Annotated in this window: 15 protein-coding genes and 1 tRNA gene; 12 read left to right on the forward strand and 4 right to left on the reverse strand. The window is 64.3% G+C overall.

Features of this window, described 5'->3' with window-relative positions:
• Positions 1-183 precede the first annotated feature (183 nt).
• The 7 genes from ABGT83_RS04230 to ABGT83_RS04260 all read left to right on the forward strand — a co-directional run bounded on the left by ABGT83_RS04230 (position 184) and on the right by ABGT83_RS04260 (position 16,602).
• Positions 184-5,910: a leucine-rich repeat protein gene (locus ABGT83_RS04230; protein WP_346686110.1), complete on the forward strand. Its 5,727-nt coding sequence runs from the start codon at positions 184-186 to the stop codon at positions 5,908-5,910.
• Between the two features lie 107 nt (positions 5,911-6,017).
• The gene (locus ABGT83_RS04235; RefSeq protein ID WP_346686111.1) at positions 6,018-6,617 is read left to right on the forward strand and encodes a hypothetical protein; all 600 of its coding nucleotides are present in this window, start codon (positions 6,018-6,020) and stop codon (positions 6,615-6,617) included.
• 106 nt (positions 6,618-6,723) lie between these two features.
• Positions 6,724-7,341 (forward strand): hypothetical protein, encoded by a 618-nt coding sequence (locus ABGT83_RS04240; RefSeq protein ID WP_346686113.1) that lies wholly within the window; start codon positions 6,724-6,726, stop codon positions 7,339-7,341.
• 127 nt (positions 7,342-7,468) lie between these two features.
• Positions 7,469-8,125: a flagellar protein FliS gene (locus ABGT83_RS04245; RefSeq protein WP_346686114.1), complete on the forward strand. Its 657-nt coding sequence runs from the start codon at positions 7,469-7,471 to the stop codon at positions 8,123-8,125.
• Between the two features lie 16 nt (positions 8,126-8,141).
• Complete coding sequence (locus ABGT83_RS04250; RefSeq protein ID WP_346686115.1) at positions 8,142-14,180, forward strand: InlB B-repeat-containing protein; 6,039 nt, start codon at positions 8,142-8,144, stop codon at positions 14,178-14,180.
• The gene (locus tag ABGT83_RS04255) at positions 14,177-14,803 is read left to right on the forward strand and encodes a hypothetical protein (RefSeq protein ID WP_346686117.1); all 627 of its coding nucleotides are present in this window, start codon (positions 14,177-14,179) and stop codon (positions 14,801-14,803) included. Before ABGT83_RS04250 ends, ABGT83_RS04255 begins: the two co-directional genes overlap by 4 nt.
• Positions 14,804-14,832: 29 nt before the next feature.
• Positions 14,833-16,602, forward strand: coding sequence for a hypothetical protein (locus ABGT83_RS04260; protein ID WP_346686118.1), 1,770 nt, complete (start codon positions 14,833-14,835; stop codon positions 16,600-16,602).
• A gap of 284 nt (positions 16,603-16,886) precedes the next feature.
• Here ABGT83_RS04260 and ABGT83_RS04265 read toward each other — a convergent pair whose 3' ends face one another.
• The gene (locus tag ABGT83_RS04265) at positions 16,887-17,117 is read right to left on the reverse strand and encodes a hypothetical protein (protein WP_346686120.1); all 231 of its coding nucleotides are present in this window, start codon (positions 17,115-17,117) and stop codon (positions 16,887-16,889) included.
• 208 nt (positions 17,118-17,325) lie between these two features.
• On the opposite strand from ABGT83_RS04265, the gene ABGT83_RS04270 reads away from it, so the two are divergent.
• Complete coding sequence (locus tag ABGT83_RS04270; RefSeq protein ID WP_103265404.1) at positions 17,326-17,610, forward strand: MarR family winged helix-turn-helix transcriptional regulator; 285 nt, start codon at positions 17,326-17,328, stop codon at positions 17,608-17,610.
• On the opposite strand, the gene ABGT83_RS04275 is transcribed toward ABGT83_RS04270, so the two are convergent.
• Positions 17,607-17,825: a helix-turn-helix domain-containing protein gene (locus ABGT83_RS04275; protein WP_346686122.1), complete on the reverse strand. Its 219-nt coding sequence runs from the start codon at positions 17,823-17,825 to the stop codon at positions 17,607-17,609. The genes ABGT83_RS04270 and ABGT83_RS04275 overlap by 4 nt on opposite strands.
• Positions 17,826-18,372: 547 nt before the next feature.
• On the opposite strand from ABGT83_RS04275, the gene ABGT83_RS04280 reads away from it, so the two are divergent.
• Positions 18,373-18,786, forward strand: a complete 414-nt coding sequence (locus ABGT83_RS04280; RefSeq protein ID WP_346686123.1) for a hypothetical protein — start codon at positions 18,373-18,375, stop codon at positions 18,784-18,786.
• 490 nt (positions 18,787-19,276) lie between these two features.
• On the forward strand, positions 19,277-19,672 hold the full coding sequence (gene crcB / locus ABGT83_RS04285) for a fluoride efflux transporter CrcB (RefSeq protein ID WP_103265401.1): 396 nt from the start codon (positions 19,277-19,279) through the stop codon (positions 19,670-19,672).
• A 62-nt stretch (positions 19,673-19,734) separates the two neighbouring features.
• Here crcB and ABGT83_RS04290 read toward each other — a convergent pair whose 3' ends face one another.
• Both ABGT83_RS04290 and ABGT83_RS04295 read right to left on the reverse strand, forming a co-directional pair.
• A complete protein-coding gene (locus ABGT83_RS04290) occupies positions 19,735-20,967 on the reverse strand; it encodes a putative ABC transporter permease (protein ID WP_346686125.1) in 1,233 nt (410 codons plus the stop codon).
• A 363-nt stretch (positions 20,968-21,330) separates the two neighbouring features.
• A complete protein-coding gene (locus ABGT83_RS04295) occupies positions 21,331-21,591 on the reverse strand; it encodes a hypothetical protein (RefSeq protein ID WP_103265400.1) in 261 nt (86 codons plus the stop codon).
• Between the two features lie 275 nt (positions 21,592-21,866).
• Between ABGT83_RS04295 and ABGT83_RS04300 the strand changes: the two genes are divergently transcribed.
• Together ABGT83_RS04300 and ABGT83_RS04305 are read left to right on the forward strand one after the other, a co-directional pair.
• Positions 21,867-21,941: transfer RNA gene (locus ABGT83_RS04300), tRNA-Thr, on the forward strand.
• Between the two features lie 360 nt (positions 21,942-22,301).
• Positions 22,302-23,234: a LysR family transcriptional regulator gene (locus ABGT83_RS04305; protein ID WP_346686128.1), complete on the forward strand. Its 933-nt coding sequence runs from the start codon at positions 22,302-22,304 to the stop codon at positions 23,232-23,234.
• Positions 23,235-23,503 lie beyond the last annotated feature (269 nt).

Below are 23,503 nucleotides of genomic sequence, written 5' to 3' on the forward strand. Positions count from 1 at the left end.
GAATATATTCAACAAAACCTGTCCCCAGCGGTTTACAAACTCCTCTCCTATGTCTAATATGTCGAATATATTACTCTTTATGAGTGTGAACAGGCGTATTCGCATACATCCAGAGGGGCTTCTGGATGCCGACGCCGACATTAGCTCGACGTCAACGCGAACGGATCGAAAAGGGACAGAGAAATGGGACAGAGAAACGTTCGCTCGCGGACGGGCGCAGCCGCGCTCGCCCTCGTCTTGTCGCTCGCCCTCGTCGCCGGCACTCCTCTGGATGCCGCGCGCGCGTATGCGGCCGAACCGTTGCCCGCAGCGACGGCCGAATCCGAGGGGGCGTCGCAGCCCGACACGAATGCGAACGGCGCCGGCGAGTCCGCGAAGGACCCGGCGGGCGACGGGGGTTCCTCCTCGGGCCAGCTGAGCGAGGACGTGCCGCTGGATGCGCCCGCCGGCGCGCCGCAGGACGGCTCCCAGGCGCCCGCCGGCGCCGATGCCGCCCCTTCGGCCCCGATCGACCGAAGCCCCGCGTCCGGCCAGGCCACCGCGGCCGTACCGCTGGTGCCCGAAGCGCCCAAGGCCGTCGTCGGCGAGGTCGTGCAGGACGGCCTTGTGTACCGCATCCTGGACGATGGCGAATCCGTCGCGCTCGTGGGATGGCGCGGCGCGTCTCTTGCGGGCGACGTGGCCGTGCCCTACCTGGTGATGAGCGGCGAGGACGCCTACGCCGTCACCGTCATCGGCGATCCCGACATCGACTACACCGTCGCCGACGGGTCCGCGTCCGGCGTGCTGGCCGGAAGCGGGGCGACCTCCCTCTCGCTTCCGGCCTCCGTGGAAACGGTGGCCGACGGGGCGCTCTCGGGCTGCTCGTCGCTCGAAAGCGTGTTCGCGAGCCCGCAGAACCAGAAGTACGCTTCGTCCGACGGCATGCTGTTCTCGAAGGATCTGAGCGCGCTTCTGTTCGTGCCCGAAGGCAAGCGCGGCACGGCGCGCATCCCCGACGAAACGTCCTCGGCGCCGGCCTCGGCGTTTTCGAGCGTTTCGGGCCTGTCGGCCGTGCACGCGGGAGAGGGCAGCGCCGCCTTCTCCGCGCGCGAGGGCGTGCTTTACAGCAAGGATGGCGCGAGCCTTCTGTACTTCCCGGCCGCCGCGGGCAATGCGGTCGTGCTGCCCGCCGAGACGGAGTCTATCGGCGAAGGAGCCTTCGCGCAAGCGGAGGGCCTCGCATCCATCGTGGCACTGGGGTATGTGCGCGACATCCACGAGACCGCCTTCGCGGAGGCGGCGAAGCGGGACGCGCAGGTGGCGCTTCCCGCCGGCGAGGACTACGACGCACGCAAGGTCGTGTGGGAGGCCACGGGCTTCCAGAGCTTCGTCGAACCGGCGGCGCCGGGCGATGCGGTGGGGCCGACCGATCCCGAAGGCCAGCCCGCCTCGGGCTTCGTCTTCACGCTGCTGGACGACTACACGCTCTCCGTCGGGTGGGCGGGAGAGGCCGATCCCGAGGCGGATCTGGTCATACCCGTCGCCGCGAAGCTGAACGACGTGGAGTACCGCGTGTCGGCCATCGCGGCGGGCGGCTTCCAGGGCCGCCAGTCGCTGTCGTCGGTGCAGATCCGCGCGCCGATCACGGTGATCGGCGACGACGCCTTCGCAGGCTGCACCGGCCTGGCGTCCGTCGAGCTTGCGGAAGGCGTGTCGGCCATTGGCGCCGGCGCGTTCTCGGGCACGGCCGTGCAGAGCGTCGTGATCCCGGCCAGCGTCAGCTCCGTGGGCTCGCGCGCTTTCGCCGATTGCCCCAACCTCTCCCAGATCATCACGTTCTCGAATGCCCTGTCCGTGGCCGGCGACGCGATGAGCGGATGCGCGGGCGTCTCCGTCTACGCCCCCTACAACGAAACTGGCGAATACCCCTGGTACGTCGGCATCGTTGCCAGCGGAAACAGCATCCAGCCGTACGGCGTCTCCTTTTCGAGCGATCCCCTCGTCATCGAAGTGGACGAAACAGCCGACCTGTTCGAGGGAGGTGTGCGCGATGTGCCCGACGGCTGCGAGCTGACGTACTCGTATGCCGCCAAACCGTTGTCAGTAGATCAAGCAGGGATCGTTACGGGCAAGATGGCGGGTGCGTCCGAGGTGACGGTGTCGCTCATGATGGGCGATATCGTGCTGACCCGCGCATCGCGTTTGCTGGAGGTGTCGCAACCAAGGATTGCTAGTGAATCGCAGATGGGATCAAAAAAGACTGTCGCCACTATCAATCAAACTCTTTCCCTTGAATCCGGAGTTGTAACTGCTGCAGCCGACGCAACGGGAACTCAATTTTCTGTCAACGGGTTGAAGTATCAAATTATTGAAGATGGCGCTTCTGACACAACGCGTCGCGTTCAACTTTACGGTCCGCAATCATCAGGGGGGACTGGCAGTCTTATTATTCCTTCGACGGTAACGTATGGCGGTAAAACCTACCGAATAACTGAAGTAAGAGACTACGCTTTTAGCGATGAAACGGCCAATAAGAATTACACGGGAAATCTGGTAATCCCTCAATACGTTACTAAAATTGGCAATTATGCGTTTAAGGGTTTGAAGGGTATGACGGGAACCCTTACGCTCCCCTCGAATCTTTCCCATATTGGATCGTTCGCTTTTCAACAATGCAAATTCACTGGCAACATCACAATGCCAAAAAGTCTAACGGAAGGTTCTCGGGCGTTTTACATGTGTGCCGGTTTCACAAGCGTCACCATTCCCGATGGAGCAACGACTATACCTGATGCAACATTCGATGGTTGCACTGGGCTTCGAGGAACGTTGTCGATCCCATCTTCAGTCAAAAGCATAGGCCAATTTGCTTTTGAGGGGTGTGCGGGACTAAGTGGGACGTTGACAATTCCGTCTGGCGTTACGTCCATCGCTTCTTATGCGTTTGAAAAATGTACTGGTATCGAAGCAGTTTCAATTCCTTCTACGGTGAAGAGGATCGAGGATGGCACTTTTAATTCCTGTACGAAGCTTTCGAAAGTCAGCCTCCCGTCCGGACTCGAATACATTGGTAAGTATGCATTCGGTTCCAATGCAGCTCTTAAAAGTATCGAAATCCCTTCCACTGTTTCAGAAATTGGAAAAAGCGCTTTCTATCAATCCGGCTTAACGAGCGTTCGCTTTTCAAACACCAACTTGCTTACTATTGGCGGCGAAGCTTTTTATGTATCTTCAGGTCAGATGACTGACATTTATGCTCATGGCAAGGTGCAATTATTGGACACGTATAACTTTCTTGGTGCCACCAACGGGACGATTCATTTGTCAACAGGTACTATTGGAGGGAGTAGCTTCACTGACAGATATAACGTATGGTATAATTATGGGTTCAGACATTTTGATCCCGATTATCGAACTATAACGTTCGATTCTCAAGGAGGTAGCACGGCGCCTCCCCAGCAAAAGGTAGAGCCTACTGCAAAAATCTCCGAACCCTCTGCGCCGACGAAGTCAGGATATTCGTTTGGGGGGTGGTACACTTCAGCTTCTGGAGGATCGGCCTGGAATTTCTCTACCGCTCCCTCGGCCAGCATGACGCTCTATGCCCGATGGAATGCGAACTACTCCATCATCTTCAACGGCAACGGGAACACGGGCGGCTCCATGTCGAACCAGTCCATGACCTACGGGACGGCCAAGAACCTCACCTCGAACGGCTTCACCAAGACCGGCCACACGTTCGCCGGCTGGGCCGAATCCGCCACGGGCGCCGTCAAGTACGCCAACGGCGCCTCCGCGAAGGACCTCACGTCGACGCCGAACGGCACGGTCACCCTCTACGCCAAGTGGACCCCCAACCCCTACTCCATCATCTTCAACGGCAACGGGAGCACGGGCGGCTCCATGTCGAACCAGTCCATGACCTACGGGACGGCCAAGAACCTCACCTCGAACGGCTTCACCAAGACCGGCCACACGTTCGCCGGCTGGGCCGAATCCGCCACGGGCGCCGTCAAGTACGCCAACGGCGCCTCCGCGAAGGACCTCACGTCGACGCCGAACGGCACGGTCACCCTCTACGCCAAGTGGACCCCCATAACTTATCAGGTCACGTTCAATGCAAACAACGGCGATGGCACCATGCAGGCGCAGACCATAACCTACGGCACGTCCACGCCACTTTCGCACTTCACGTTTACGCGGCTGGGCTACACGTTCGCCGGCTGGGCCGAGTCGGCAACGGCGACGAAGGCCCAGTACACAGACCAGCAGTCCGTCCTCAACCTGCGGGATACGCAAGGTGCCACGGTGGCCCTCTATGCCGTATGGGAGCCGAATTCCTACCAGGTGGTGTTCCACGCCAACTATCCCGGCAACGCCAACACGACGACCCAGGACTTCAAATACAACGAGACAAACAGGAAGCTGAACATGAACCCGTTCACGCGCACGGGCTGGACGTTCGAGAAGTGGACGACGAACGAGGACGGCTCCGGCACGAGCTACGCGAATCAGGCAGCCGTCACCACGCCACTCGCCACGCAGGGCTCGTACCACCTCTATGCTCAGTGGACGCGCAACAACTATGACGTCACCTTCAACTCGAACGGAGGTTCGTACGTCGACAGCCAATCGGTCGGTTACGGCAATCCCATCCCCGAGCCCCAGGCGCCCAAGCTCGAAGGCTACACGTTCGACGGCTGGTACGCCGATGCTGCGTTCGGCGGAAGCCCGTGGAACTTCACGACCGGCATCATGCCCGAAGGCGGCCTGACGCTCTATGCCAAGTGGACGGCCAACACGTTTACGGTAACGCTCCATCCGGGCACGGGCGCAGGCGTCCAGAAGGACTACCCCTTCACCTACGCAGGCCGAAATCAGAACCTGCCTGCGTTCGATACGCTCCAGTTCTCGAAGACCGGATATGTATTCAAGGGCTGGACGCAGAATCAGAACGGGTCGGGCACGGTGTACGCCGATAAGGCCGACGTGGCAACAGGGTTGTCGACGGGTACCCCCGTCATGCTCTACGCGCAATGGGAAGCGATCTCCTATTCCGTTGTCTTCGACGGCAAAGACGCCGACGCCGGAACCATGCAGGCGCAGAACCTCACCTTCGACCACCAGCTTACCCCGCTTTCGCCCAACGAGTTCTCCAAGACTGGCTACGCCTTCGCCGGTTGGGACACCGATCCTGCAGGCGCGACGGTTGTCTATAAGGACCAAGCGGAGGTTCGGAACCTGCGCGACACGGCGGGGCAGGTAAAGCTGTATGCGGTGTGGGATCCCATCGCCTACACGCTCTCCTTCGATTCGCAGGGAGGCTCCCAGGTGGCGCCTCAACAGGTGGACTTCGGCGCGTTGGCAACCGCCGTGGAAAACCCCAAGTATGAAGGCTACACGTTCCATGGTTGGTATACCGAGAAGGATGGCGCTGGTACGAAGTGGGATTTCACCTCATCTACCATGCCTGCGGCCGATACGACGCTGTATGCCAAGTGGGCGCTCGTCATCGATGCTTCGGTGCCGGTGGAGGTGGGTTTCGACCTCAAAACCACCGGCGCGTTGGAAGAGGTGGCCGCTTCCATTGAGTCACGCACGGTCGAGGATTTGGCCATGACGTCGCTCTCGACGGAGGAGGAAGCGGGCGCGGTTGCCGTGTTCCCGAAAGATGAGGAACGCAAGCAGGTGGCAGTGATGCTTACTCTCACGGGTGCGGCCACGAAGTCGGTGTTCTCGATGCCGCTTGGCGGCGAGCTCGTTACCGGTCAGCTGGAAGGCTTCGTCATTCCGGCCAAGAGCTCTTTGCGGGTCACCTACGGCCTGAGCATACCCAAAGGAGCGACCATCACGGCCAACGAACAGGCCGCGGACAAAGGCCTAGCGAAGCTGAAATACGTCGTAGGACGCGTTCCGCAAACATCGTAACTCTCGCGCGTGTAAGACCGGGCATATCGTTCCCGCGGTCGCCGATGGAGGTGGCCGCAGGACGGGCTGCACCATTCTACGAGCGATACAAGGATAGGGATCAAACCATGCACAACGACAAGCACTCTTTCAACGATGACGGAGCTCCCCGTACTGCACCCAGGGCCGGTGCGCCCGTGGGTAGAGGCGGCGGGACGGTCGGCTTCCTGCAAACAAGGCGCAACCGCGTTCTTGCGGGCGCGGCCGTTCTGGCGGTGCTCGTCCTCGTAGGCGTCGGCGTTTGGTGGTTTACCTCGTCGCAGGACGATTTCTACGACGGCAACTCCATTCTGGGGCAAGCGCCCTACAAGACGCCCGAGGAGGTGCAGGCCGAGCTTGACCGCATCGTGGAGGAGGGGATGCTCAACATCTCCATCGCCAGCGTCATCGAGTTCGACGACGGCACCGCCCCCGGCACCGCCTACATCGAGAACGTCCCCGGCAACCACTACGCCATGAAGGTGCGGATCGTCCTCGACGACACGGGCGACGTCGTGTACGAGTCGGGCGGCCTCAAGCCCGGCACCTACATCGAAACCATCACGCTCTCTCAGGATTTGGAGCTCGGCTCCTATCCCGCCACCGCTACGTTCGCGGCGTACAACATGGATACGCTCGAAGAAGTGGGCCAGGCTGGAGCAAATATCAACCTCGAAGTACTGGGGTGATAGGCCGTGTTGATATCTAGAGGAAGGGATCGAGGTGGTTGATGACAAGACGACGATCCTGAATGAACGAACGCAAGGCACAGTAACGGAAAAAGGAGGAACTACCATGAAGAAAACGAAGAAGATGGCCGCCGTTTTGGCCCTTTCGGCCGCTCTCGCGATGGGCGCGGTCCCGGCATTCGCCGCGGACGCAAGCGTGGGCAAGACGGGCTCGTTCACCGATGGCAACGACAATACCGGCTCCGCTTCCACGGCGCTGAACGTGTACGCCACCGCTTCGCAGATCCAGGCCACCATCCCGGTGGACATCACCATCGTCACGCCCATCGAGGGCGGCACCATTACGGCGCCTTCCGCCGATGCCTATAAGATCGTGAACAACAACGCCACGAAGGGTCTGAAGGTGACGAAAGTTCAGGGCGTCGACAATGCGGGCTGGAAGGCTGTGACCGAACTGACGAACCCGAAGAGCAACATGGCCGCCACGACGGGCGAGATGCAGCTGACGGTGAAGGCGGGCTCGTCTGCCGCTATGTCCATCGCTTCCGATGCGGCCACGAGCATCCCGGCCGAGGCCCAGTCGTACTTCACCGCTCCTTCGAACGGCGAGCTCGGCCTGACGCTGGCCGGCACCACCGCGGTGAAGAGCAACCTCACCGCAAACACCACCTATCCTGCCGTGAAGATCACTTACACGGTGGCCGTGGACACGCCGGCTGCTTAACCGGCTTTCATGCGCTTGTGGGACGTGCGCAGCGCGCGCATCCAAAGCGCGCGCATCTTATGAAACGAAGGCGGCCTCCCCCTCGGCGGGAGGCCGCCCTGAAGGAACGATCCGAGGAAAGAAGACCATGCACGCACCCGACCGCCAACCTAAAAAGCGCTCCGCGCACATCGACGATGCCGCGAACGAGGCCTCCAAAAGGAGCGCCGCCCGTCGCCCCGCGACCAATGACCGCGCCGGCGCCGCCTCTGCAGCCAGGGGCTCCGCTTCCACCGCTTCGCGCGCTGCGAAGCCGCCCGCGTTCTACGTGGCGGTGGGCGTCGCCGTTGTGGCCATAGTGGTAGCCTGCGTGTTGGGCTTCATGGCCTTTTCCAACGTCGGCCAGGGACGCGACCCGAACGCCGCGCTCGGCCAGCTGGAGGGCAAGACGCCCGAGGAGATCCAAAAGGAGCTCGACCGCATCGTCGAAGAGGGCATGTTCAACATCTCCATCGCCTCGAGCGTGGAGTTCGCCGACGGAACGTCGGAGGGCGAGCTGCGCATCGAGAACGTCCCGAACAATCCCTACCTCATGAAGGTGGAGATCACCCGCGACGACACGGGCGAGGCGGTGTACACGTCCGGCATGATCGAGCCGAACCACCATATCCAGAAGGCGCGGCTCGACGTGGATCTGGATGCGGGGGACTACCCGTGTACGGCCGTGTTCTACGCCTACGGCAAAGACGATGAGCAGCTGGTGGGGCAGGCCGCCGCGAAGATGACCGTTTCGGTGCTCGGCTAGGAAGAGGGAAGCAGCTATGCAGGCTACGAGAAGGTACGTCCACACGATATTGGCGGCGCTGCTGTGCATGTGCCTGCTCGTATCGTACATGCCGCTTTCCGCTTCAGCCGCGGAGGCCTCCCGGCCCTCGGTGTCCGACGAGGTGGGCCAGGCGCGCCCGACCGGCTGCGAACAGGCGCAGCTGGGCACGACGGTGAACGTGCTGGCCGTGGCCAGCCCCGCCATCGTGGAGCACACGGAGAGCTTCGCGGCGTCCGTCGCGCAGATCCGCGGGAACGACTCGTTCGACCTCAAGGTGGTTGCCACGGGCAAGGGCGAGCTCGCGTACTCCTGGACGCGCACGACCGACGGGCAGCCGGACGATTCGTTCGCATTCGACGAAGGCCCCGTCTACAAGCTTTCGGAGCACGCCGACACGCTGCAGGACGGCACGGTGTACGTGTACACCGTAGTCGTGCGCGACGAGACGGGCTCCACGGCCACCGCGTCCATCCAGGTGGTGGTGAAGGCGGGCTACGAGTACCGCACCATCGATTCGACCGAGGTGGAGGGCGTGTCCGCGAGCGCGTGGATGCACGTGGGCGCGCTGCTGTACGCCGCGGCCGTCGATTCCGCGCAGCCGACGTTCGGCATGCTGCAGGCTGCCGCCGGCGCGCCGCTGGCCTCGGCGTACCACATCGACCTCGCGGCCGAGGGCGAGACGGCCTACGTGGGTGAGGTGCAGGTGGCCCTGCCGGCGCCCGGCGTGCCCGACGGCGACGCCGCGGTGGTGGGCATCGGCGCAGACGGCAGCTCGATGACGCTTTCGGCGCAGGTCGAGGGCGGCATCGCGCGCTTCTCCACCGAGGTGCTGGGCGCGTTCGCGGTGGTTGCGGACGAAGCGGAGGCCGCCGTGCATGCGGTGGAGGCCTCGGCCGGCGAGGGCGGCCAGATACTGCCTGCCGGCACGGTGAAGGTGGCCGAAGGCGCCTCCGTCACGTTCACGGCGCTGCCCGATGCCGGCTTCGCTCTCGATGCGATGCTGGTGGACGGCGCGCCCGTGGAGGCGCCGGGCGGCGTGTGCACCATCGCGGACGTGCGGGGCGACCGCACGGTGAAGGCGCTCTTCCGCGCCGTCGAGCCCGATCCCGCCCGGCAGCATGCGGTTTCCGCCGAGGTGGCGGGCGGCAACGGAGCGGTGTCCGTGAACAACGGCGCGGCCGGCGCGAGCGCCCAGGCGCAGGTGGCGCACGGGGAGCGCGCGGTGGTGGCGCTGTTCCCGGATGAGTGCTGGACGGTGGACGCGGTCACGGCCGACGACGGCTCGGGCGCGGTGGCGGTGCCGGCGCTCAACGGCACGTGCACGATAGCCGCGGTGGAGTCCGACGTGAGCGTGCGGGTGACGTTCGCGCGCGGCGTGGCCCCGCCCGTCCCCGTGTTCACGGTGACGGCCACGGCCACGGGCGGCGGCAGCATCACTCCTGCGGAGGCTCGGGTGCCCCTGGGCGGCTCGGCCGAGTTCAAGGTGGAGGCCGACGAGGGCTGCGTCCTGAAATCGCTCACCGTGGACGGCGCGGACGCGATGGGCCGGCTGTCCGGCACGGTGCTCTCAGTGCAGAACGTGGTGTCTGACCGCGCCGTCGAGGCCGTGTTCGAGCGCGAGGCCGTCGAGGAGACGCATACCGTCACCGCAGCGGCGGGCGAGGGCGGCTCCATCTCGCCGTCCGGGGCCGTGGAGGTTCCCGACGGCGGCGCGCGCACGTTCTACCTGTACCCCGACGAGGGCTTCCGCCTGGCCTCGGTCGTGCTCGAGCGCGCGGGCCGGACGGCGGACGTGACCGGCGATGTCGCAGGCGGCGTGTTCGTGCTGGCCGACGTGCGCGAGGACTGTGCGCTTGCGGCCTCGTTCGAGCCGTCGGGCGTGGTGGTGCCGGACGATACGTACTACACGGTGACGGCCACGGCCGGCGAGGGCGGCATCGTGTCGCCGGCGGGCGATGTGCGCGTGAAAGCGGGCGGATCGGCCACGTTCGTCTTCGTGCCCGACGAGGGCCATGCGCTCGAGACGGTCACGGTGAACGGCGAGCCGGTGGAGGTGCGGGGGTCCTCGCTCACGCTTTCGGGCGTGGCGGCGAACGCCTCCGTGCACGCGACGTTCCGCGCTCTCGGCAGCGGCGAGCCGAAGCCCGAGCAGCCTGTTCTGCATGAGATCCGGGCCGAGGCGGGGCCGGGCGGCGTGGTGTCGCCGGCGGGCGCGGTGCAGGTGCCGGAGGGCGGCTCGATGCCGTTCTCGTTCGTCCCGCTTGCCGGGTACGCGCTCGACCGGGTGCTGGTGGACGGGCAGCCCGTGGACGCGGCGGAGGTCGCCGCCGGCGCGTACCGGTTCGACGACGTGCGGGAGCCCCACAGCCTGCGCGCGGAGTTCGAGCCGGCCTCGGGCGACGCGCCCCGGATCGACCCGGTGATCACCGCCACGGCGGGGGAGCACGGCTCCATATCGCCCGCGGGCGCGGTCTCCGTGGCCTACGACGGCTCGCAGACGTTCTCGTTCGTTCCCGAGGCGGGCTACAAGGTGGCCTCGGTGACGGTGAACGATCAGCCGGTGCCGGAGGACGAGCTGACGGCCGGCGCGTACACGCTGTTCAACGTGCGGCAGGATGCGGCCGTGCACGTGGAGTTCGCTGCGGATGCGGGCGCGGTGCCGCCCACTGTGCACACCGTGCATGCTTCGGCCACGGCGGGCGGCTTCGTCTCGCCTGCGGGCGATGTGCCAGTGGTCGAGGGCCAGAGCCTCACGCTGCGCTTCGGCGCGCTTGCAGGCTACGAGCTGTACCGTGTGACCGTGAATGATGAGGACGTTCCCGAGGCCGTGGCCGCGGGCTTCTACCGCATCGATAGCGTGACCTCCGAGGTGAGCGTGCGCGCCTTCTTCAAGCTGGCGGGAGCGGATCCGGTGGATCCCGACGACCCCGACAAGCCGACGGGCCACGCGGTTATCCAGGCCAGTGCCAGCGACGGCGGCTCCATCGAGCCGTCGGGCAACGTGGAGGTGGGCCTGGGCGCCAGCAAGCGCTTCACGTTCCAGCCGAACGATGGGTACGAGCTGGATCAGGTGCTCGTGGACGGCGCGGCGGTGGATCCTGCGAAGGTGGCCGACGGCTCCTACACGTTCGAGAACGTGCGCTCGGGCGCGACCATCCATGCCACCTTCAAGAAGAGCGCCGAGCCGCCGGCCCGGTTCCACGCCGTCACGGCTTCGGCCTCGTCGGGCGGCTCGGTCGCGCCCAGCGGTCGGACGGACGTGAAGGAAGGCGAGAGCGTCACGTTCGAGTTCCGTCCCGACGCGGGCTACAAGCTGGTGCGCGTGCTTCTGGATGGATGGGCGGTGGACGCGACCGAGATTACGGACTGCAGCTATACGGTGAGCGACGTGCGGGCCGACCACGCCGTGCGCGGCGAGTTCGTGCCCGAGGACGCGCCGGAGCCGGCCTATGCGGTGGTGCACGTGTCGGCGGGCGCGGGCGGATCGGCCTCGCCCACGGGCGACGTGCGCGTCGTGCGGGGTGGCTCGTGCTCCGTCCTGCTGCTGCCCGCCGAGGGCTATGCGCTTGCCGCGGTGCAGGTGAACGGCCGGGATGCGACCGGCCAGGTGGAGAACGACCGCCTCGTGCTGCCTGTGGTTACGGGCGAGACGTGGGTGGAGGCGACGTTCCGCGCGCTCGGCCAGGGCGAGCCGCAGCCCGACGTGCCCGAGGTGCACGAGGTGACCGCCTCTTCCACGAGCGGCGGAACGATATCGCCGCGCGGCCGGACGCTCGTGGCGCACGGCGACGACGCGACGTTCGCCGTGGCGGCCGACGAGGGCTACCGCCTGGCGTCAGTAGTGGTGGACGGTGTCGAGCTGGGAGCGGCCCAGGTCGAGGAAGCGGCGCGCACCAGCGTGCTGGCGCTTGCCGCGATGGAGGGCGATCACAGCGTGCGCGCGGTGTTCGAGCGCATCCCCGACGGGCCGGCGCCCGAGGAACCACCCACGGTGAACGTGGACGTGGAAGTGAAGGTGAACGTGACGTCCGTGCGCGGCTCCGAAGGGGGCACGGTGCAGCCCGAGTCGCTCACCGTGCCGCGGGGCGCGCGCGACATCGCGTTCTACATCTATCCCGAAGAGGGCTACGTGCCTGAGAGCGTGGCCGTGAACGGCGAGTCCACGGAGTTTCATCCGGTCGAGGCTGCGGCACCCGCTTCGGTATTCGGCTTCCGCGCGGCCGTGTTCTCGGCCGCCGGCGGGCAGGCGGGGGCCTACTGGTTCACCATCGCCGAGGCGCAGGAGGACGCCGTGGTGGACGTCGTGTTCCGCGAGCGCACCGCCGACGACCCCGAGCCCGCGCCCGTGACGACGTACCGGGTTGAGACGGAGGCCTCGGCCGGCGGAACCATCACGCCCTCGATGACGGTGCCCGAGGGCCGTGACGCGCAGCTGGCCGTGGTGCCCGATGCGGACTTCAAGCTGGCTTCGCTCACCGTGGAGGAGAACGGCGCGACGCGCGATGCGCTGGGCGAGGTGGCGGACGGCATGCTCGTGCTTTCCGCGGTGTCCGCCGATGCGAAGGTGACCGCCGCCTTCGCGCCCGACGTGGAGCCGCCGCGCTACGCCACCCTGCATGTGGCGGCGGGCGATCACGGCTCCGTCTCGCCGGACGGGGACGTGCGCGTGCTGCGCGGCGCCGACCAGCTGTTCGCCGTCGTTCCCGACGACGGCTACGCGGTTGATCAGGTCACGGTGGGCGGCGTCCCGGTGGCGGTCGACGGGTTCTCTTTCGCCGTCCCGAACGTGCAGGTCGACGCCGAGGTGGTCGTGACGTTCCGCGAGGCCGCCCCGACCGATCCCCCGAAGCCCGCGTTCCACACGGTCACGCCTTCGGCAACGACCGGCGGGGCGGTGCATCCCGCAGATCCGGTGAAGGTGGCGCACGGGGGCTCGGCGTCGTTCAGCCTCCTGCCCGACGAGGGCTACGAGCTGGCGAACGTCACGTTGGATGGCGCGGACCTGCCCGCCTACCGGTGGCGCGACGGCGTGCTGCGCCTGGATGACGTGCAGGTTGACCATGCGGTGCGGGCCGAGTTCCGAAAGACGGTGCCGCCGGCGCCCGGACAAGTGCGCGTGACCACCGAGGCGGGCGAAGGCGGGCGGATCGATCCCGCAGGTCCTCTCGACGTGGACAAGGGCACCAACCTGATCTTCGGCTTCATTCCCGAAGAGGGCTTTGAGCTGGACACCGCGAAGGTGAACGGAGTGGTCGTGCCGGTGGCGGGCAACCAGTACGAGCTCATGGGCGTGAGCGTTGATACCGTGGTGAGCGCCACGTTCAAGGCGTCTTCTGCGCCTCCCGTGGAGACGCACGTGGTGACGGTGTCGGTGGCTGGCGACGTGGGCGGCGAGATCGTGCCCCAGGGCCCCGTCGAGGTGCCGCACGACGGCGCGCAGCTGTTCACGTTCAAGCCCGCCGAAGGCTACGAGCTGGACGCAGTGCTGGTGGACGGCGAGCGGGTCGAGCCCGTGCGGCCGGAGGGCGCGCTGCCGTACTACCTAATGAAGAACGTGACGGCCGACCGCTCGATCGTCGCCATGTTCCGCGCCGAAGGCGGGGACGAGCCTATCGCGCCGACGGAGTTCATGCTAACGGCGGGTGTCGCGGGGGGCCACGGGAGCATCCGCCCTTCGGGCGAGGTGAAGGTGAGCGCGGGCGGAACGCGGACGTTCCAGTTCGAGGCCGATCCGGGCTACCGGGTGCGTGCGCTCATCATCGACGGGGTGCGGAGCAGCTTCGACGGAACGAGCTATCCGTTCGTGGACGTGCGGGCCGACCACTCCATCCTGGTGGAGTTCGGGCTTGCCGCGCCGGTGGCGCCCAGCGGGCCGATCGATGCGGCGGGGCGCGGGGCGCAGACCGCTCTCGGGTACGTGAAGACAGGCGATGCAACCGGGTCCATCGCCTGCGCGGCTGCGGTGCTGGCGCTGGCGGCCGCGGGCGTCGCCGCGGCGTCGCGGAGGCGGGCTGCGAAGGCCGGCCGCCCATGACGAGGGTCCGCTCCGCCCGCTCGCGGGCATGGGACGTGCCGGCCGCGGCGGCCGGCATGCTGCTGGCGGGCGCGGTGTGGCTCGCGTGCTGGGGCGCGGGGGCGGCCCAGGCCTCGGCGTTCGATGCGGGCGCGGAGGCGGGCGGCGATCCGCCTGCGGCGGCGGACGATGCGGCGGCCGGCGTGGTTGGCAGCGGGGCCGCTGGTGACGCTGCGGCTTCTGGCGATGGCGCTTCTGGGGCCGCCGACGATGCTGCGGCGGGTTCCGATCCGGTTGCTGGAAACGGCGGCGGGGGAGGCGACGCCGTGGACGCGCAATCCGCCGGCGACGGCGCGGGCGTGTCTTCCGCGCACGTCGATGGGGCCGCATCCAATCTGGCCGCGGGTCCGTGGCTCGCCGCGTTCGGGGATGCGGCGCTCGACCGGGCGCGCCAGGCGGCCGACGCCACGCTGGCCGCCCGCGCGCAGATGGCGGCGAGCCTGACGGCGGGCACGTTGGCCGCTCTCGCAGTCGCGCTTGCGGCTGCGGGGGCCGCTTGCTTCGCCGTGGCGAACGTCCGCAGGCCGCGCATTGCGGGAAGCGCCGGACGCGTGCGGGCGGTCCCGCGAAGCCGCGTTAGATAACAGGTCGAGACGAGACGTAAGGAAACTTGATGGCAGAACCCCAACCAACTTCCGATGCCCTGTCCTTGGACGAGCTGCTCTCGCTCGTGGAGGATCCGGGCGCAGACGCCCGCGACGACGGCACCAACGAGTACGGCCCGGCGTCCCGCGCGGACGACGACCTGCTGCGGCTGCTCTTGGGTTCGGATGAACCGCAGGTTGTACGCGACGCGGGCGGCGTATCCGCGTCGCGGTCGGCACACGGTGAGTATGCCGCGTTCGCGTTGCGGGTCGCAGGCGATGTAAGCGATAGGCTACCGCCGGGTCCTTCGTATGATGCGGCCGGCGAACGCGCCACGGTGTCGCTCGCGTCCCTGCTTGGCATCCAGGAGGAGCCGGCCCCGGCGCCGGGAGGCTCCGCGCCGAAAGATGAGGAGGCCGCATTCTTCGACCTGTTCGCCGCCTTCGGTGTCGATGGTTCCGTGGAAGCGGACGATGCGCACGACGCCGATGCCGCTGGCGTCGCTGTGGCTGCTGCTATCGGCACAGCGTCTGCGAGGCCACCGACCCGGCCGCGCGCGGCCGGGTCGGTGGAGAGCAAGTCCTCCTCCGGCGCTGCGAAGCTGGTAAAACCCGTCGCGCGCAATGTTGTGCCGAAGCCAGGTAAATTCGCATCGCATCCGATAGCGACGGCAGTCGTTGCCGCCCAGGTTGCTGCAGCTACATCGTCTGCTGTGTCGGCCAAGCGCGCTGCAGGAAAGCCCGCGGCATCTGCCGGTCAAGTCGCGGCAATGAGCGGAAAGCCGGAGGAGTCTGCCGGGAAGTCTGCGGCATCTGTCGGGAAGCCTGCACCTGATGAGAAGCCTGCCGTGAAGTCCGGGTCGCCGACCGAAAAGCCTGCTTCGCTATCTGAGAAGCCCGCAGCATTGACTGGGAAGCCCGTCGCGCCTGTTAAGAATCTTGCGGCGTCCTCTTCGGCAGGTATCAAACCGCAGACAGCGCTCGCAGTCGTCACCAATTCGGCCGGTTCGATCGCTTCTCCTTCGAGCCCATCCAATCCAACGACCGCTCCCGCGAACTCGTCGGATTCGATCGCGACAGCCTCGGTCGTTGCGATCTCCGCACGCGAGTCCGCAGCGCGCGACGATTCAAATGCTGCATACGCCTCGAATCAGCCTGCGGGAAAGCCGGAAATTCCAAGCTCCAACGCCACCGAGGAGTCCTATGCTCCCCTTATTCCTGCGAAGCAGCCTGCGCCCATCGCATCGGACGGTCCGGTCGTCGAGCCGACAATAGCGCATCCTCCTCTCGCATCCGAGGCTGTCGATGCCGGCGGTGCCGCTTCGGGCCGTAAACTCGTTTTCGTCGGCATGGCGTTCGTGGCGGCGGCTGCCTTGTTGGGGGCGGCGGCGCTCGCCGTCGCGCTCGACGGGGGGAAGTCCATTGCCCAGGGCGAGCCGTCTCCGCTGGCTGCCCTTGTAGCGGGCTACGACCAACACTGCGCGGCCGAGGCCGAATACGCCTACAAGGTGCGCGCTGCGGATGGCAGTGTCGGCCAGGTTGCCGAGAAAGCCGTGTTTGGCGAAGACGGCTTTCTCATGAAAAGCGAGCTGTCGGTTCGGTTCGACACTGAGGAACAGGCGAACGCCTTCTTCGAAGAGGCGCGCGGCGGGTTCGGCGCATCGTTGCTAGACGGCCGTGTCGACGGGTCTTTGGCCCTCATCACCGTGGACGCCGAAGGGGAGCCGGTCGATCGAGCGGCCTACACGGAGCTTTTACTGGCGGGCACCATCGACTGCGAGGTGGTTTCAGAGGGGTGACGACGCTCTCGCCCGTACGCGGCTCCTGTCGTGTGCAGCCTTCCGTGCGCCTGTTGTCTGTCGCCTTGCGTTCGCAGCCGTCTGTCCGCGAGGCTCGCTTGTTTTCTCAGCTCACAGCATCCCTCTTGCCTTCCGCATGCAGAACAAACGACCGCCCCGGCGCTTCAGCCGTGACGGTCGTTTCCGTTCCAGATGGTTGCAGCGGGCTTCGCCCGTGCCGCGCGAAAGGTCGCGCGCAGGTTTCGCATGGGTTGTGCGCAACGTTGCGTAGACTCCGGGAAGTGCTACTGTGCGGCGGTGCTCGCCTTCACCACGCGTTCGGCGGCTTCGCGCAGTGCGTTGTACACTTCTGGCGCGAGCATCACGCAGGAGATCTGGTTGTCGGATACGAGCATTTTCACCTTGTCGCTCCTGATGCTGCGGACGAATTCTGCCTCCTTCACGCTTCCCAGGTCGGCGGAGGTGATCAGCAGGTTAGTAAGGTTGTCTAGGCTTGGCAGGTTGTCGGTTGCCATAAAAGCTCCTTCTCTCGTGCAGAATCGGTAACATTGTTGGGATTATATGCGACCGACCGGTAAGGGCACGGGGGTCTCAAGAAATGATGAATATATTCCACATATCACAAGTAATCTGCTAGTATACGTGTCAAAAAGGAGAGAATAATCACGTTGAACGAGATTTTGGGGGATGGGCGAAATGCCGAGAACGAGCAGAGAAGTCGCCATGAACGTCCGATGCAACGTGCTCGGGTACATTGTGCAGCGCGTGAAGGGTAAGCCTCATGGCGCTCGGGTGTCATACCGCGAGATGGAGCGGGCGCTGGGGTACTCGCCTTCGCGCGTGCGCAGGGCATGCCGCGTGCTGGAGCAGGAGGGATGCGTGCAGCGCGTCCCGTGCTTCGACGAGGACGGCGGCCAGCGGGCGAACGTGTACATGGTCACCCGAAAAGGGACGAAGCTGATCCGAGAGGGCGAGAGGGCGTCTGTTCAGACAGCCGGAGCGGTCTAGCGAGGCTCGGTGACGTCTTCGTCGACCTGCTCGTCGTCGACTTCGGCCAGCAGCTCGGCTAAAGTTATGTCGAATCCGTCGGCTATGGCGCAGAGCTTGTCGAAGGTCGCGTTGTACTTGCCCGATTCGATTCCCGCAAGATAGCCGCGATCCATGCCGATCATGAGTGCGAACTGCTTGCGGTTGATCTGATGCTCGTAGCGAAGCCGCCTCACGCGGCTTCCTAGACGCTTCCTTTTCGTTGTCGTATCCATGGGAGCATCATATGGGAGTCGTTTCGAGACGAGCTGAATATATTCCTCATCTATTAATAATACGTTCAAGACGCGTATAGAGTATGTTGCTCGGGGGGGGGTCGCATCGGCGCACCGTGGGCCTCGTTCGGCGGCTGAAGCGAGGATGCGGCAACGTTCAACGCACTTTTTCGAGTCGCACCGAAGTACTCGCGGAACGCAGCCGGGAATCATTCGAAACCGCCGAAACCATTGGGAACCGCCGGAATAGCCTGAGCTCATTGGAGCCATCGAGACTCGCTGAAAACCGGAAACATCTGAAAATCTTTGATTGAACGCATGGTTGAATCGACGATGGGTCGGGTCATTGACCGCAGGTGCAGGCTATACTCTCTCACGCGCGACGAGGGTTCGCGTGGCGCGCGATAAGCGTGTGCCTGGGGAGGCGGAATCGCGTCGCGTCGCCGCATCGTTACTGCTGCGGGGACGCGTCGGGCTTCGCGCCGTCTACAACGGAAGGGGAAGGCCGATGTCCGGTTCCCAAAGAGCGTTGAAGATTATCTGTATCCTGCTGATCGCATGGGCGGTCATCCTGATCGCCTTCGGCGCGTTCCTCACGTTCGGTTCGGGATTCGCCACGGGTAATATTGTAGATTCCCAGGGCGCGACGGTGGATGCTGCCGCCATGAGCATCGCGCTGGGCATAGGGACCGTCGTGGGCGGGGTTGTAAACCTCATCATCGCGCTGCTCGGCCTGCGCGGTGCGAAGAACCCGCACAAAATCGGCGCGTTCTTCGTGCTATGCATCATCGGCGTTGTGTTGGGGCTGATCAGTCTGGGCATGAGCATTGCGCAGGGCTCGTTCCAGTGGTCTTCGATTGTGAGCCTTGCGCTCGTCATCGTGTGCACGGTGCTGGCCAGCAGCATCAAGAAGCAGGCGTAGCTGCGAGATGTCTCGAGGGAAGCGGCGCGCGCACCCTCTGCGCGAGGACGCCCTCCATGCGCAGCAGGGCGTCTCTGAATCCGACGTCAGCCCAGCGGCTCCAAGTTCGAATTCTGCTTGAAAAACGAGGTATGGGAGGCCTCGATGTCGGTTTCGGGGCCTTTCGGAGGGGAAGCGCGTTTTCGCGATCGCGTTTGCGCAGGCCGCGAAAAGGTAGCGCGGGCTCGAGGTTTGCCGATCCCTCCCATACCTCGTTTTTCTTACGGAAAACGGGATTTTTCCCGCACTTGTTCTGTTCAGCGCAGCGCGGCATCCGGATCGCGTGATCAAGGGGGGCAAACGCACCTTGCTTCCCAACGCCAGGCCTCGTTGCGCAGCTCCCCCCCCCAAGCTGATTGGGTCTCGTTGTGCGGCGCTGCGTGTCGAGAGGCGTGCGGCTTCGGCAGGGGTATACTGATGTCTTCCTGATTCTGATGCGAGGGAGGACGTTGTGTTTTCGTTGCTGTGCGTGGGCGCAGGTGGGTTCGTCGGGGCCGTTGCGCGCTATCTGATGGTCGAGTTCATCCCTTATGGAGGGGATTTCCCGCTCATGACGCTGCTCGTGAACTTCCTCGGGGCCGTCGCCATCGGCGCGGTCATGGAAGCCGTTGCCGCATGGCCGGGATTCCCGGCCAACGCAGTGCTGTTCCTGAAAACGGGCGTGTGCGGCGGCTTCACCACGTTCTCGTCGTTCTCTCTCGAGACGGTGAATCTGATCGACCGCGGACGCTACGCCATGGCGGGCGCTTATGCGGGCGGCAGCGTGATCGCGTGCTTGATCGGCGTCGTATTGGGCCAGATGCTCATGCGTGCGGCGCTGTCAGCGGTGCGGGGCGTTGAAGCCTGATCGCCGCAGGTAGATGCCATGCCTTGGGCGGGCCGATAGGCGGCCCAAGGCTGCGATCGCTCCTAACGCGTGCGAGTCGCGTTCGAGGGGTCGATAGACATGCTCTGGAAGCGGTCCTCCATGAACTGGTTGTCGAAGTGGTCTGCGCAGAACTCCTCGATGGCCGATTCGGGCGCGTTGCCTGCCATGCGCTGGTACCAGCAGTCGAGCGAGACGAGCGTCAGGCCGCCATCGGCGATCATGAGCGCTGCGCATACCGACGTGACCGTGTAGCGCCAGTTCCAAGGGATGATGTTTACCAGCTTGAGCATCCAAGGTAGGAGAAGCTTGATCCATACCACGCCGAGTACGCCCCACATAGCCATGAACATGCCGTTCGTGCGCCCGTCGATGGACAGGAATGTGCCCGTGTAATCCCAGGCGACAATGCCAAAGGCGAACTGCATGAACCAGCTTGTAAGGTACTCGAACGCGCCTCCGATGACGGCGCTGACCAGGAAAATGAGGACGACGTTCTTATCGTGGAAGCGGTTGAGCGCCACGGTCATGAGCACCGCGCCGAATCCGTAAATTGGCGAGAATGGCCCGAAGAGGAGCCCGGCTCGATTCTCGTAGTGGCCCGGGACCACGACAGCGAAGTGGTAGACGGTCTCGATGACGAGGCCCAGCACGCAACAGACGACGAAGATCCAAAAGAGGTTGAAGAAGTTGAGCGCGATGAAACCCTTGCCCGTCTCGTCACGACCGAGCGTGCCGTCCTCGGCGTCTTCGCGCAGCTCCATGTCGCGCAGCTTGCGCTGCAGCTCGCGCTCTTCGGCGAGGGTCGGATCCACGTAGGAGGCCAGGGCGATGAGCAATACGAGCGTGATGCCCAGCTGGACGAGATCAGGCGACAGGCCGTTCAGCATCATGTCGCAGAGTGCAATGAGGATGACCAGGACGATCATGACCTCGGCTAGATGGGCCGCGTGGCGACGCTTGTCGCGCAAAAGACGCACGCCAAGCACTGCGAACATGCCTGCCAGTACTGCCGTGAGCGTTGCTTCTATGACGAAGAACACGAGAGCGGTCGTTGAAAGCCCCTCCGTCAGCTGGCCCTGCTGGACGAGGAGCGCGGTCCCCACGAGCACGAGGACCAGAAGCGGCACGAAGGCGGCGCTGCTGACGATGCAGATCACGCCGAACAGTTTCAACGGAAGTGGCAGCTTTTTCTTGATGGGATCCGTTTCGATGGAGCCAGGGACGACTTCCTCAACGGCATCTTCATCGTGCGCGGTGCTGTTGTGCATGGACATGCTGGAATTCTCCTGATCGCCTTCGCTCGTAAGCGCCTTTCCCCACGTATGCGCACTGATCGCATTGCCTTGCGGCTTAGCGGCTGGCTATCGCGCGCACCTTTTTCGGCTTTGCGGCTTCGCTGGCAAAACGCCATCCAGTATAGCGCTTGCCATGGGACTCGGCCGCGTGCCGGTTCGAAAGCTCCGCCAAAAGCCAGAAACATCCGCCCAAGCCCTCTGCCCCCCGATGCTCGCATACGGCTCAAGTCGGTGCCGCGCGACTCGGGCTCTGCCAGAGGGGGGGAAGGGAAGTGGTGCGAAGTCTTCGCACCACTGAGCGAATGTGGCAGCGGGGCGGCTCTTCAAGGTTCGAACAGGCCGCTATCGATTCCGATTGTCAGACACGATCTCCTCGACGAACCAACGGGGGTTTTCGAAGAACAAGTACTTCTCGCGACCGTTCATTGAGACAAGGTAGCGAATGCCCGTTCCGCCAACGCGCGTGGACGTTCTCCGGATAGCCTCATGGACGCGGTCGATCTCGAACCGACGGCCGTCGCGCCAGAAAACTTCGAGCGGGGTGATGCTTCCATCGGCGTCGATGCGTGCGGTTACGTCTACATATGTCTTCCGGTATGCCATACTGAGCAGAAAACCACGGGGCTGGTGGATCGTTCAAGCTCTGTACCAAGCGGTAGGTGCGCGGATGCCGGACCGCCAAATGCGCGCGCCACGGTCTGGACCGCTGTCTGCGGCCAGAGCGGGCGCCGGTCTCGAATTCCATCCGCATAGCGCGTCCCTCGCTTCACGAATCGCCGGGGATGTCGTACAATACGCTCGCGCGCTTCTCGCTTTCGATAACGATTCGACTTCGCCTCGGACGTCGGGTAGATGGTCGAGAGGCGCATGGCGCGTTTGCCAGCGTGGCGCAACGGTAGCGCAGCAGTTTTGTAAACTGCGGGTTGCAGGTTCGAATCCTGTCGCTGGCTCCACGAAAGACGAGGCCGGACGCGAGTGAGCGCCCGGCCTTTTTCGTAGTGCGTAAAGGTTGCCCTCGGGCGGGAGATCGGGTGCGGTTCGGGTCCCGAGTCCCGCATGCCGCCGGCCTTGGGCTTGCCGATCACGATAGCTTCGTTCCGGCCGACGCCGTGCTCGAGGGCGCTTTCGTCCGGGACGACAACCCGGTCGCACGCGTTTCGAAAGCCGCCCTGTCGAACATGGACGTCGCGATCACTGGCATGCATCGATCCGGACGCTTCTCGTTGCGGTTTTCATGCGTATCGTCGGGGCCGTGTGATAAGATTGAGTTGCGAGGGTCGAAGTGTCTTCTGGAATAGTTGGGGGTCGGGTGCATGAATCTTTCTCAACTGTATTATTTCCGCAAGCTTGCAGAGGTGGAGCACTACGGTAAGGCGTCAGAAGAACTGTTCATCACGCAGCCGTCGCTGTCTAACTCGATCGGCAACCTGGAAAAGGAACTGGGCGTGCGCCTGTTCGAACGCGTCGGTCGCAACGTGCGGCTCACGTCCTACGGTGCCGAGTTTAACGAGCACATCTGCCTCGCTTTGAATGAGGTCGACAAGGCGGTCAACCTCATGAAACTCTATAGCAGCGGATTGAGCGGCCAGATTCGCATCGGGACCGTCATTTCCATCCAGCGCAATTTTCTGCCGCGTCTTTTGAATGCGTTTCGCGAAGAGTTCGGCGACGGCATAGTGTTCGATATCCATCAGGATACTACCTACGGGTGTATCAAGGGCCTGCGCGATGGCAAGTTCGATGTCGCGTTTTGCGGCAAACTGCGCGACGAGCAGGGCATAACCTATACGCCGATGGTCTCTCAGAACCTGGTAATTGGAGTCGACGCCTCCCACGAACTCGCCAAGCGCGATGTGGTGTCTTTGGAAGATCTGCGCGGCTACTCGCTCGTCTCGTATCGCAACGAGTCCTACGTGCGGGCCATACTTGACGGCTTGTTCCACCGCGTTGGGCTGACGGTAAAGCAGGGCTTCAATGATGAAATCAGCGCTGCATCGCTGGTTGTTGCAGAGAAATCGGTTGTGGCCATCATGCTCAATACGCTGGACGACGGCTTCAGCGAGGGTTTCGTGAGCATTCCCATCGAAGAGGTGCTCGAGCCTTTCCACATCATCTATCTGGCGCACAAGGACAGCGTATCCAGTAGCTCCGCAGCCGACCAGCTCATCGATTTTGCGGCGCGGTTCACCGAGTATCCTGACGGCATCGTCGGGCTTGAAGACACCATGGAGGACTCCGAGCACTGACGGTTCGACCGTTGCATCGGCACTCCGTCCGACAGAGCGGCCGAGCGGACGGTCGGGCCGGTTGAAAACCGCGTCGAAACCCTCCGAGATCGAACGGGGCAGGTGCGGTGCGGAACTTCCGAGAACGACGGCGAAGACCCTCCACCGCCTCGCAGCTCCATCGTAATCGGCCGAGTCAACGTCATTTATTTCCCGAATCGACCGAATGCGGAAATTTATTTGCATAACGAATGTCTCCATCAATTATTCATGCTGGTGAACGTGCATTA

The organism is Enteroscipio rubneri (genome assembly GCF_963929405.1).
Taxonomy (GTDB): domain Bacteria; phylum Actinomycetota; class Coriobacteriia; order Coriobacteriales; family Eggerthellaceae; genus Enteroscipio; species Enteroscipio rubneri.

What these genes read in the sequence shown, in the direction of transcription:
- ABGT83_RS04255 (WP_346686117.1), top strand. Translation starts at nt 14,177, where the DNA reads ATGACGAGGGTCCGCTCCGCCCGCTCGCGGGCATGGGACGTGCCGGCC.
- ABGT83_RS04305 (WP_346686128.1), top strand. Translation starts at nt 22,302, where the DNA reads ATGAATCTTTCTCAACTGTATTATTTCCGCAAGCTTGCAGAGGTGGAG.
- ABGT83_RS04260 (WP_346686118.1), top strand. Translation starts at nt 14,833, where the DNA reads ATGGCAGAACCCCAACCAACTTCCGATGCCCTGTCCTTGGACGAGCTG.
- ABGT83_RS04235 (WP_346686111.1), top strand. Translation starts at nt 6,018, where the DNA reads ATGCACAACGACAAGCACTCTTTCAACGATGACGGAGCTCCCCGTACT.
- ABGT83_RS04280 (WP_346686123.1), top strand. Translation starts at nt 18,373, where the DNA reads ATGTCCGGTTCCCAAAGAGCGTTGAAGATTATCTGTATCCTGCTGATC.
- ABGT83_RS04245 (WP_346686114.1), top strand. Translation starts at nt 7,469, where the DNA reads ATGCACGCACCCGACCGCCAACCTAAAAAGCGCTCCGCGCACATCGAC.
- ABGT83_RS04295 (WP_103265400.1), bottom strand. Translation starts at nt 21,591, where the DNA reads ATGGCATACCGGAAGACATATGTAGACGTAACCGCACGCATCGACGCC.
- ABGT83_RS04250 (WP_346686115.1), top strand. Translation starts at nt 8,142, where the DNA reads ATGCAGGCTACGAGAAGGTACGTCCACACGATATTGGCGGCGCTGCTG.
- ABGT83_RS04240 (WP_346686113.1), top strand. Translation starts at nt 6,724, where the DNA reads ATGAAGAAAACGAAGAAGATGGCCGCCGTTTTGGCCCTTTCGGCCGCT.
- ABGT83_RS04270 (WP_103265404.1), top strand. Translation starts at nt 17,326, where the DNA reads ATGAACGTCCGATGCAACGTGCTCGGGTACATTGTGCAGCGCGTGAAG.
- ABGT83_RS04230 (WP_346686110.1), top strand. Translation starts at nt 184, where the DNA reads ATGGGACAGAGAAACGTTCGCTCGCGGACGGGCGCAGCCGCGCTCGCC.
- ABGT83_RS04290 (WP_346686125.1), bottom strand. Translation starts at nt 20,967, where the DNA reads ATGTCCATGCACAACAGCACCGCGCACGATGAAGATGCCGTTGAGGAA.
- ABGT83_RS04265 (WP_346686120.1), bottom strand. Translation starts at nt 17,117, where the DNA reads ATGGCAACCGACAACCTGCCAAGCCTAGACAACCTTACTAACCTGCTG.